Annotated in this window: 9 protein-coding genes and 2 pseudogenes; 10 read left to right on the top strand and 1 reads right to left on the bottom strand. The window is 69.8% G+C overall.

Annotation, left to right across the window (positions count from 1 at the left end):
• From PKH97_RS09180 to PKH97_RS09150, 7 genes and pseudogenes are all read left to right on the top strand, one after another.
• Positions 1–268 (top strand): annotated as a pseudogene (locus tag PKH97_RS09180) (CpaF family protein); the annotation flags it as partial.
• A gap of 3 nt (positions 269–271) precedes the next feature.
• Entirely contained in the window at positions 272–1,144 is an 873-nt protein-coding gene (locus PKH97_RS09175) for a type II secretion system F family protein (RefSeq protein WP_324387102.1), read from the top strand.
• On the top strand, positions 1,141–2,091 hold the full coding sequence (locus tag PKH97_RS09170; RefSeq protein ID WP_324387101.1) for a type II secretion system F family protein: 951 nt from the start codon (positions 1,141–1,143) through the stop codon (positions 2,089–2,091). Before PKH97_RS09175 ends, PKH97_RS09170 begins: the two co-directional genes overlap by 4 nt.
• Positions 2,092–2,139: 48 nt before the next feature.
• Positions 2,140–2,355 (top strand): hypothetical protein, encoded by a 216-nt coding sequence (locus PKH97_RS09165; protein WP_324387100.1) that lies wholly within the window; start codon positions 2,140–2,142, stop codon positions 2,353–2,355.
• A gap of 8 nt (positions 2,356–2,363) precedes the next feature.
• Entirely contained in the window at positions 2,364–2,771 is a 408-nt protein-coding gene (locus tag PKH97_RS09160; RefSeq protein WP_324387099.1) for a TadE/TadG family type IV pilus assembly protein, read from the top strand.
• Positions 2,768–3,223: a TadE family protein gene (locus PKH97_RS09155; protein WP_324387098.1), complete on the top strand. Its 456-nt coding sequence runs from the start codon at positions 2,768–2,770 to the stop codon at positions 3,221–3,223. Before PKH97_RS09160 ends, PKH97_RS09155 begins: the two co-directional genes overlap by 4 nt.
• Complete coding sequence (locus tag PKH97_RS09150) at positions 3,220–3,738, top strand: pilus assembly protein TadG-related protein (RefSeq protein WP_324387097.1); 519 nt, start codon at positions 3,220–3,222, stop codon at positions 3,736–3,738. Before PKH97_RS09155 ends, PKH97_RS09150 begins: the two co-directional genes overlap by 4 nt.
• 13 nt (positions 3,739–3,751) lie before the next feature.
• Here the strand turns inward: PKH97_RS09150 and PKH97_RS09145 are convergent, their stop codons facing one another.
• The gene (locus PKH97_RS09145) at positions 3,752–4,528 is read right to left on the bottom strand and encodes an SDR family NAD(P)-dependent oxidoreductase (RefSeq protein WP_324387096.1); all 777 of its coding nucleotides are present in this window, start codon (positions 4,526–4,528) and stop codon (positions 3,752–3,754) included.
• Positions 4,529–5,055: 527 nt separating this feature from the next.
• On the opposite strand from PKH97_RS09145, the gene PKH97_RS09140 reads away from it, so the two are divergent.
• The 3 genes and pseudogenes from PKH97_RS09140 to PKH97_RS09130 form a co-directional block, all read left to right on the top strand.
• Positions 5,056–6,495, top strand: a complete 1,440-nt coding sequence (locus PKH97_RS09140) for a C40 family peptidase (RefSeq protein ID WP_324387095.1) — start codon at positions 5,056–5,058, stop codon at positions 6,493–6,495.
• A gap of 125 nt (positions 6,496–6,620) precedes the next feature.
• Positions 6,621–7,328: a TIGR03936 family radical SAM-associated protein gene (locus PKH97_RS09135; RefSeq protein WP_324387094.1), complete on the top strand. Its 708-nt coding sequence runs from the start codon at positions 6,621–6,623 to the stop codon at positions 7,326–7,328.
• Positions 7,329–7,477: 149 nt separating this feature from the next.
• Positions 7,478–7,749, top strand: a pseudogene (locus PKH97_RS09130) (hypothetical protein); the annotation flags it as partial.

Raw genomic sequence — 7,749 nt, 5'->3', positions numbered from 1 at the left:
CGAGAACGTCAGCAGCCGCTTTGTCGTCCCTACCGTCGCCTCGTCGATCGACCTGGTCATTCACACGGCCCTCGAACGCGACGGTGTCCGGCGCGTGCGCGAGATCGCCGCTATTCCAGGACGGTGCGAGGGTGACGTTGTCGAAATGGCCGACATCTTCGTGCGTCGAGGCGGCGAGCTGCAGCGCGCTGACGGCTTCCCGCCGCACATCGAGCGGTTCGACGCCGCCGGCTACCGGCTCCCCGAACTCCTCGCCAAGGGGGAGTGAGCCGTGCCGCCACTCGTCCTCGGACTCTTCTTCGGACTCGGCATCTTCCTTATGTGGTGGTCGTGCTGGGTTCCCGTTCCGCGACCGCCGACGACACGTGCCGCCCGCCGGAGTCGCCTGGACCGCCTCGGTGACGAACTCGTCCAGGCCGGCTACGGCGCCATCGGTCCACGAGCCCTGCTAGGCACATGTGCCCTGGGTGCCGCGTTGACCTTCGTGCTCCTCATGGGTTTTGTCGGCGTGGCGTCAATCGCCCTGTGCTTCACGACGATGGCGGCCTACGGGCCGATCGCCTTGGTCCGCATGAAGGCCCGGCGCCGGCGCGCTGCCCTGCGCGATCTGTGGCCGGATGCGGTCGACAACATCACCTCGGGCGTGCGCGCCGGACTGGCGCTGCCGGAGTCCTTGTCGCAGTTGGCCGTTCGCGGCCCGATGGAGTTGCGCCCGGCATTCGCCAGCTTCGCGGAGGACTACCGCGTGAGCGGCCGGTTCAACGACTGCTTGGACAACCTCAAGGCGTATCTCAGCGACCCCGTCGGAGACCGTCTGGTCGAGGCTCTACGGATGGCGCGCGAGGTAGGGGGCAGCGACCTCGGGCGACTGTTGCGCACCCTGAGCAGCTTCCTGCGCGATGACGCCCACACGCGGGCCGAGCTCGAAACTCGGCAGTCCTGGACCCTGAACGCGGCACGACTTGCGGTTGCCGCCCCCTGGATCGTTCTTGCGCTGATGTGCACGCGGCCGGAGGCCGTCCAGGCATACGCCTCGCGCACCGGAACGCTGGTGCTCGTGGCGGGCGGTGCCTGCACCCTGATCGCTTACCGCCTGATGGTGCGCATCGCTCGCCTCCCGGAAGAACAGCGGGTCCTGGGATGAATCCCGTCCTCGCCTTCGGCCCGGGGCATTGGGGTGCCCTTGTCGGCTTCGCGCTGGGGATCGGCGTGGTGACGATCATCCGCTTCCTGCCGGCAAGCCGTCGCCCGACCCTGGAGTCCCGCATGGCTCCCTACCTCGTCGACACCGCCATCTTCACCCGCCTGCGGCAACGCGAAACCCATTCGCCCGCAGGAGTGGTCGCCGTGCTCGGGCGGCCTCTCGTGCGCGACCTGGCGCGTTTTGTCGAGCGCATTCTCGGTGGTGCCGAATCGGTTCGCTATCGGCAACTTCGCGCGGGCAAGCCCGCGGATGTCGACCGATTTCGCGCCGAGCAGGTGCTGGCCGGCGCGGCAGGCGCTCTAGCCGGCGCGGTCGTCGGCGTGGCCCTCTTCCTCGGCAGCGGTGCTTCGTCCCTGCTGGTGCTGTTCATGATCGCCGTGGGCGCGTCCGCCGGCGTCGTCGGTTGGGACCAATGGCTCAGCTACCAGGCCAATCGGCGCGAGAGCATCATGCTCACCGAATTCCCAACAGTGGCAGAGCTTCTCGCCCTGGCTGTCGGCGCCGGCGAAGGTGCGGTCGGCGCCCTGGAGCGGGTGTGCCGATTGGCTCACGGCGAGTTGGCGACCGAACTCGCTCGCTGCCTCTCGGACGCGCGCGCAGGCGCCAGCCTCCCGCGGGCGCTCGAAGGACTGGCGGAGCGAACCGGGCTGACCTCCTTGAGCCGCTTCGTCGACGGCGTCGTCATCGCGGTCGAGCGAGGCACACCACTGGCCGATGTGCTCCGCGCCCAGGCGCAGGACGTCCGCGAGGAAGGTCGGCGCAATTTGATGGAGAAGGGCGGAAAAAAGGAGATCGGCATGATGATTCCGGTTGTCTTCCTCGTCCTGCCAATCACTGTGCTGTTTGCCGTTTTCCCGGGCTTCGACTTCCTGAACTTCTCTATGTAACAACCCCGTTGCCCGCACCGCCGCGCGGCACCAACCGAAGGAGACACCATGTCGCACTACCTCATCAAGGCGCACGTCCGGCTCACCGCCGCGATCCGCGATGCCCTCACCGACCGCGAGAACGAACGCGGCGACGTCCCCGGATGGGTGCTGATCACGATCATGACGGCCGGCCTGGTCGCCGCCATCTGGGCCATCGCGCAGGACCGGTTGTCGGCCATGTTCGAAGACGCCATCAACAGCGTCAAGCCCGGCGGCAACTGATCCCACTCATGGCCCCCGATCATCGACCGCGACCGGGTCGGGGATCGTGTGAGGACGGCGCCGCCGTCGCCGACTTCGCGATGGTGGCCGGGCTCTTGCTCGTCGTCTTCGCGGCGGTCTTTCAACTCGGCCTCGCCCTGCACATCCGCAACACCCTGATCTCGTGCGCCGCAGAGGGCGCACGGCTCGGGGCTCGAGCGGACGCCATCCCGGAGGACGCAATTCCGCGGACACGCGAACTGATCAACCGGTCCCTGTCGACGCGCTTCAGCCAGGACATCACCGTCTCGACCGAATCGGTCGGGGGCGTTGCCCTCGTCGTTGTCCGAGTCTCGGCCCCGTTGCCCGTCTTCGGTCCGCTCGGGCCCGACGGGCAACTAGAGGTTGTGGGCCGCGCGTTCGAGGAGCGCCAATGACCTCCCACCCCAGCGAGCAGGCCCAAGCTGGCGACGAGGGCAGCGCCGTCGTGGAGTTCGTCTTTCTCGGCGTGCTCTTGCTCGTGCCTCTCATCTATCTGACGCTGATGGTCGCACGCGTGCAAGCCGGGTCGTATGCCGTGGCGCAGGCCGCGCGCGAAGCCGGTCGAGCGTTCGTGACCACGGTCGACGGACAGGACCCGGGCCTCCGTGCTGACGCGGCTGCGCTCATCGCGTTCGCGGATCAGGGTTTTGACGCAGGCGACAGCGGCATCACCATCTCCTGCTCCGCTTCGCCCTGCCTGACACCGGAGGGCAGGGTCGAGGTGCGGGCCGAGGTGTCCGTGCCATTGCCGCTGATCCCGAGCTTCGCGCGATCGGTGGTCCCCTTGGAGGTCCCGGTCAGCAGCACTCATGTGCTGATCGTCGACCGATTCCGGGGTGTGGGATGAGCCTGGAGAACGCGCGTCGACTCGGCGCTCCCGGAGGCGCTGGGCGGGGACAGAGGCCGCCCGCGGCCGCACCGGACGCTGCGGAAGAGGGTGGGATCACCATCTTGATCATCGGGCTGTGCATGATCGCCCTGACGCTCACCCTTGGCATCGTCACCGTCACGAGCGCTCAACTAGCGCGCATGCGTCTGCTCGACGCTGCGGACGCCGCGGCTCTGGATGCGGCCGATGCGCTCGCGGACCGGGCATACGTCGACGGCATCGGGCAGGCGGTGCCGCTGACCGACGACACGGTGTGGGTTGCCGCGCAGCAGAATCTCGCGGCCCGCCCGCTGCCCGATCGGATGCAGAGCTGGCATGTCGACGGCGGGACGGGCACACCGGACGGGGAGACGGCCGTCGTCGTGGTCACCGGGACCGCCGACCTGCCGATCCTGTCCAGCGTGGTGGAGGCGATCGGGTCGAGCATCACGCTGACCGTCGAGGCGCGCGCCCGCGCCGACATCGACCCGTGAGGAGGCTGCCTCGTCAAGAGGTCTGCCAGTCGATCGGACCCCGGTGCACCTTGTGCTGCGCGGCCTGCGCGACCGGGCGCACGGTGAGCGCGTCGATGTTGACATGCTGCGGCAAGCCGACAACGAACTCCACGCACGCCGCGACATCGTCCGCGACCAGGGGGCGGTCCACACCGGCATACACCTTGTCCGCGGCCACCTGATCACCCCCGAAGCGAGTCAGCGCGAAACCCTCCGTATGCACCATCCCCGGACGGATGTCCACCACCCGAATGTGCGTCCCGGCGAGCTCGAGCCGCAGCGTCTCCGAGATCACCGAAGTGCCGTGCTTCGCGACGACATAGCCGGCCCCGCCCTCATAGACAATCTGCCCGGCCGTCGAGGAGATGTCGACGATCGTCGCCCGCGGGGATCGGTGCAGCAGCGGCAGCGTAGCCTTGATCACCTGCAGGGTGCCGATCACATTCGACTCGAACATCGCGCGCCACTGCTCGACATCACCTTGCTCCACCGGCTGGGACCCGAGGGCGCCCCCGGCGTTGTTGACCAGGACATCGCAGCGCTCCAAGGTGGCCACGCCGGCCTCGACCGACTCGGCGTCGGCGACGTCCATAACCCGCGCCCGGGCCTGCGCGCCGATCGATGCGGCCGTCGCCATCAGCGGTTCGATGCGGCGCCCGGTGAGGACGACGTCGAATCCCATCGCAGCGAGCCGGCGCGCGCTGGCCGCGCCGATGCCGGTGCCGCCGCCGGTGATCAGAGCGATCGGGGGAGGGGAGGGGTCGGTCATACGGGCAATCGTAGGCAGGAATACGACGGGGGCGCCGAGCCGCAATGGCCCGCGCCCCCGCCCATCACCCGAGCCATCGAGGACAGTCGTTGCCGACTGGCTCCCACCTCGCGGCGTCAAGGGGATGCTTTGCTCGGCAGTCGAAGCTACCGACGGTTCCTGTGTACGCGGGGAAGACTAAACCTGCTGCCACATTCGACGGCCAGTCTGCCACAGGCCTGCGCACGGCGTCGCCCGATCGCGGCCTCGATGTCCGCTCGAGGCAGCCCGCACGCGCAGGCCAGGAAGAAGCGTTATCGACTCGTGATGTGGTCTGGACAGATGATCGATAAATGCGCAGAACCTGCGAAAAGACATCCGTGTTATCCCTCCCGACCAGCGTCCGTGGCCAGTTCCGCAGGGCCCCTGATGTGACGAAAGTGACGGGTGGGATCTGAGCGTCGGTACCCTGAAAGGCCGCGGCCAGCGCGCCCTCCCCCCGGTGCCCCGCGAGCGGCCGGCAGTCCGGCCCCGACAAGGAGCGATCGATGGCGTCACGCCCGGGCCCGCGGCACACCGCGCTTCCCACGTCGTCGGTGCGTCGCCTCCAACTCGTCGGCGGGTCCGCTCTCGTCGCGGCCCTCCTCTTCGGCGGCACGTATGCCGCGCACGCCGACCCCGGGATTCCCTCCGCCCGCGAGGTGGCCCAGGCCAAAGCCGAAGCCGCTGCGGCGGGCCGGCAGGTCGCCGCGCTTGAAGCTCAGTACGCGACGTCCGCCGCGAGCGTCTCGGCGTTGCAGGAGCGAGCGGCCCGTCTCGGCGAGGCCGCGAACGGCGCCAAGTGGCAACTGGCCAAGGCCACCAAAGCCGCGGACGAGGCGCAGCGCAAGGCCGATGCCGCGCAGGGCCAAGCGGCGGGCGCCTCGGTGTCCCTGCGCAACTACGCGTCGTCGATGTATCAGCAGGGCGGGATGCTCGGGTCGCTCGCGCCGCTGCTCGATGCCGGCGGCCCCCAGGAACTCATCGACCGGGCGGCGACGCTGGAACTGGTCTCGGCGCACCAGAACGAAGAACTCAAGTCGGCGCTTGTCGTCAGCGGCACCGCGCAGAGCCTGCAGGCTGCGGCTGCCCAAGCCGAGGCCGCCCGCGCCGAGGCCAGCCGCCGTGCGGACCAGGCCGATCGCATCGCCCGCGACGAACTCGCGCTGGCGTCGGCGAAGACATCGCGGCTCGGGGCGGAGCGCGAGAGCCTGGCCAAGCAGCTCGCCGCGCTGAACGACACCTCCGCCAAACTGGAGAAGCAGCGACTCGACGCCATTGCCGCCGCTGCTGCAGCCGCAGCCGAGCACGACCAGTCGACCAACTCCAGCACATCGAGCCCGTCGAGCACGCCGCCCCCCGTGACCACGAGCACGTCGACCCCGACCTCGTCGTCCACGACGCACCCGACCTCGACCACGACCACGCGGCCGACCTCAACCACGACGACCCGGCCCACGTCGACGACGACCACGCTGCCGACCTCGACGACCACGACCCGGCCGACGAGCACGACCACCACGCCGTCGTCGAGCACGAGCACGCCCAGCAGCACGACGACGAGCCAGCCCCCACCACCGCCGCCCTCCGGCGGGGCGGCCGCCGCCATCGCCTTTGCCGTGGCGCAACTCGGCAAGCCCTACGAGTGGGGGGCGGACGGTCCCGACACCTATGACTGCTCCGGCCTGACGATGATGGCCTGGGCTCAGGCCGGCGTGTCGCTCTCGCACTACACCGGAGCGCAGTGGGCCGAGACCGCCCGCGTCGCCATCGACGCCTTACAGCCCGGCGACCTGGTGTTCTACGGTTCGACGGGGGAGAGCAGCTATCACGTCGGCCTCTATGTCGGGGGTGGGCAGATGATCGAAGCGCCGCACACGGGCGCAGTCGTGCGCTATGCCTCGATCTACCGCTCCGATCTGTTGCCCTACGGCGGCCGGCCGGGCTGACGAATCGCGCCCCACGGCATACGGAGTCGGACGCGGCAGAGGGAGCGACCCGTGCCGTCGTGCGCGATAATCGTCCGGCTATGCCTCCCGCACCTGGGCCAGACGGCCCCCCGCCCGCACCGACCGTGGCCCGTTACCGCATCCGGTATGCCCGTCGTGGTCGCCTCCGGTTCTCCTCCGCGCGCGACTTCGCCCGCGCCCTGGAGCGCGCGCTGCGACGAGCCCAGGTGCCGATGGCCTTCAGCGCCGGCTTTCACCCCCACCCGAAGATCTCGTATGCCGGTGGCGCGCCCACCGGAATGGCCTCGGAGGCCGAGTACTTCGAGATCGGCGTGACCGAGGTGCTCGACCCCGATCAGTTGCGTGCGGCGCTCGACGCGGCGCTACCGGACGGGCTCGACATCATCGACGTCGTGGCCGCCGGGCCGGGTGCGCTGGCCGATCGCTTGGCAGCCAGCGATTGGCGAATCGAGTTCCGCGACACCGCAGTCGAGGCACTCGATGCCGCCTGGTCGCAGTTGTCGGCGCTGCCCGACGTCACCGTCAGCCGGGCCTTCAAGACCGGCCCCAAGAGCCTCGACGTCCGCGACGCGCTACTCCACGCTGAGGTGGGCGCCGAGGAGGGATGTGCGATACTTCGAGTGGTCGTTCGGCACACCACACCAGCCGTTCGCCCCGACGACATTCTGAGCGCGCTGCGCGATTTGGTCCGGTTCGTGCCCTCGAGTCCCCCCCGGGTGACTCGCCTGGCGCAGGGGCCGTGGCTGGCGGACAGCGCGCAGGTGGCCGATCCCCTAGCCGCCGACAAGGATGGCGCCGCCTCGGGCCGGTGACGCGCCACGCGCGAACCGCACTCCGCGGAACTTAGACGACTTCCGTGTCGGCTCCGGCCGGCGCGACTCACCCGCAGCACGCGGAGACGGGGCCGGACTTCGAACCGGCCGGTGTGGGCGCCGCCGCGTGGTGACGGAAGGTGTGCGCGATGAGCGACACGACCAACGACCGCGACCTCTCGTCCGAGGCAGCAGCGGCGGCTGCCGGCGAGCCGGCCGTTCCAGCCTCGGGCGAATCCGCGGAGGCCACCGAGACGACGATCCGCGCGACGGGTACGAAGAAGGCGGCGCCTCGCAAGCGCGCGGCCAAGAAGACCTCCGACAGCGACGCGGCACCCAAGCGGCGTCGGCGTGCGACCGCCCCGGCCGGGCCTGGCGGCGACGCAGAGTTGGCGTATGCCGGCGAAGTCGCCGAGTCCGC

This window comes from Nostocoides sp. (assembly GCF_035343835.1).
GTDB lineage: Bacteria > Actinomycetota > Actinomycetes > Actinomycetales > Dermatophilaceae > Nostocoides_A > Nostocoides_A vanveenii.
This window is presented reverse-complemented; position numbering and strand designations above follow the sequence as displayed.